Origin of the sequence: Halorubrum sp. SS7, from assembly GCF_005435055.1 — an archaeon.
GTDB classification, from domain to species: Archaea; Halobacteriota; Halobacteria; order Halobacteriales; family Haloferacaceae; genus Halorubrum; species Halorubrum salinarum.
In genome coordinates, this window is sequence record NZ_SGXV01000034.1 from 1,212 (window position 1) to 3,446 (window position 2,235).

The 2,235-nt window shown below is 55.1% G+C and carries 2 protein-coding genes and 1 pseudogene; 1 reads left to right on the plus strand and 2 read right to left on the minus strand.

The genetic code is table 11. The features are described 5' to 3' along the window. Positions 1-668: CPBP family intramembrane glutamic endopeptidase (locus EXE44_RS15880; RefSeq protein ID WP_137717914.1), on the plus strand; the 668-nt coding region annotated here is incomplete at its 5' end. A 108-nt stretch (positions 669-776) separates the two neighbouring features. Here EXE44_RS15880 and EXE44_RS15885 read toward each other — a convergent pair. Both EXE44_RS15885 and EXE44_RS21470 read right to left on the minus strand, forming a co-directional pair. Continuing rightward, positions 777-1,436, minus strand: coding sequence for an HAD family hydrolase (locus EXE44_RS15885; protein WP_092923639.1), 660 nt, complete (start codon positions 1,434-1,436; stop codon positions 777-779). A 109-nt stretch (positions 1,437-1,545) separates the two neighbouring features. Next, a pseudogene (locus EXE44_RS21470) lies at positions 1,546-2,235 on the minus strand (HPP family protein); the annotation flags it as partial.

Consider the following 2,235-nt stretch of genomic DNA (forward strand, 5'->3'; position numbering starts at 1 on the left):
CGACCCGAGATTGGCTCGGGCGGGCACTTCAGTGGCGGTTTCCGGTGTGGGTGTACCTCGGCGCGGTATCCCTCCCGGTCGTCGTCGGGGAACTCCAGCCGGTACTCGCCGCGCTCAGCGGCGGATCAGTACGCTACGCACCGCCTGCCCCGCTATCTCTACTGTTCGGATTCTTCGTACTCAACGTCGTCTTTTTCGGGGGTGTTGAGGAGTTCGGGTGGCGTGGATTTCTCCAACCACGGTTCCAAGAGCGGCTATCGGTTCTAACGGCGAGTCTCGCCGTCGGAGTGCTGTGGTGGGTGTGGCATCTCCCCCTGTTTTTCGGACACCCGAACTTCACTCTTGATCCGCTGTTCCTTGTGGAATACACGACCTTCGTTTTGGGTGCGTCAACTGTCCTCGGTGCGCTTGTCAACCTTACCGACGGCGGAGTGATCCCTGCTGTGTTCTTACATGCCGCGATCAACGTCGGAAGCGTTCTGGAAGGTTCCGGTGGAATGGCAGAGGAAATACTGCCGGTGGCGTTCGTCGTCGGTTCTGGAACATGGTGGCTGATCGCCGTTGTTTTGATCGGTCTGTACGGGCGCTCGATGACCCCCAGAACACCGATTGAACCCCTGTCGGAGCGCTATCGATCCAGCAGTTCCAGCCCGGAGGAGTTCCCCTGACCGCTACCCACGGCTGCGGACCGCTGTTTCATCCCGTAATCGACTGACGTCGTTTCGCCTCGAGGCGGTGAGTCGCTTCGATGAGTACAGGGGTAGTTCACAGCGAGATCAACCCACTATCTCGGGTATTTCGTGTAGATTATTTATCTCATACGTGGGGGTGGTCGAAAGGGTCACGTCCGTACAATGGGGTCTGCGAACGAACACCGAGTCCATACCCGCTTGATGAGCGGCTATCACGTCGTGCTCGCTATCACCGACGTAGAGCGCGGATTCTCCGCCGAGTTCCGACAGCGCCAAGTCGAGATAATGCGTGTTTGGTTTCTTGTAGTCGAGGCTCTCCACCGTCTTCTCACGCCCATAATAGGTGTCGAATGTGGATTGTAGGTCGAAAAAATCCATCACGAATTCAATCGTACTGTGATGGTTGTTACTCACGATGCCACAGGTCTGAGAAACGTCCGAAATAGCCGTAACGTCGTCGTAACGGGTTCGAGAATCTGATTCAAACTTTTTAAATTGAGACTCCTCGTCGAGACGCTCACGGGCTTCCCAAAATGTGTTCACGTCAAGTTCGTAGGCGGCACATATTTCGTGAAGCCGTTCGACCGTAGTGCCATTCACTATTTCGTCGATATGATGGTTTTTAGGCCGTTTAACCCCTACTTCTGTGAAAGCCGCTCGTGTCGCTTCGACTTTGGTTTCATACGTTGGTGGCTCAACTAATACTCCGTCACTGTCAAAAAGAACTGTGTCGTATTCGGTCACTTGTTGTGAAATTCTTTGCCGTCGGATTAATTTTCTGATGCGTACGGTTCCGAATCGCAATTTGAACCCACCAAGAGAAGGGTTCGTGAAACCGGGGTTAGACGACTTTCTATGCTCGATGGACGATTGCGACGTCACAGTCAACCTCTTGAATGCGCTCGAATGTCGGCATGGACACGACTCGTGAGAGAACGCTTCGATCGGTGCTCGCCCCGACAACTGCTAGGTCGTACGAGGATGCGTTCCGATCGAGGAACGCTTCGGCAGACGCGACGCTGATGCGAGTCTCGATACCCGTCGAAAATTGTTCGACGAGATTCTCAAGCATAATCTCCGCTGTCCGACGCTCCTGTTGGTGTGAAATACAAGTACACGCACTTATCGTCCCGTCGGGGGGGAGGAGTCGAACCGCGAAGTCAAGCATCGCGTTGGCAGGTTCTCCTGACGAGCGGGCCATTACAAGAATGCGCCGCCACTCCGTTCGTCCGTTCGATGAACGCAACACGATCGAGTCCGTGTTACCCTTCAGGATCGTTCTGACGAACGGACTGGGGCCTCCGTCTTCGGTGTCGTACGGACAGACGATCAGATCACAGTTCTCCTCTTCAGCCGTCGTGAGGACGGTTTCTCCAGCTGAATTTCCCTCCGCGGCGATCACGAACTCACACGATACGTCGACGGTTGATTCGACCAGATTTTTGAGTCCTTCGAGCCGCTGTAGTTGCTGTTCAGTCACCAACTCTTCAGCCGCGCGGGTTACGCCTTCGTCCGGCGGTTCTTCAGGAGCCTCGGGAACAGT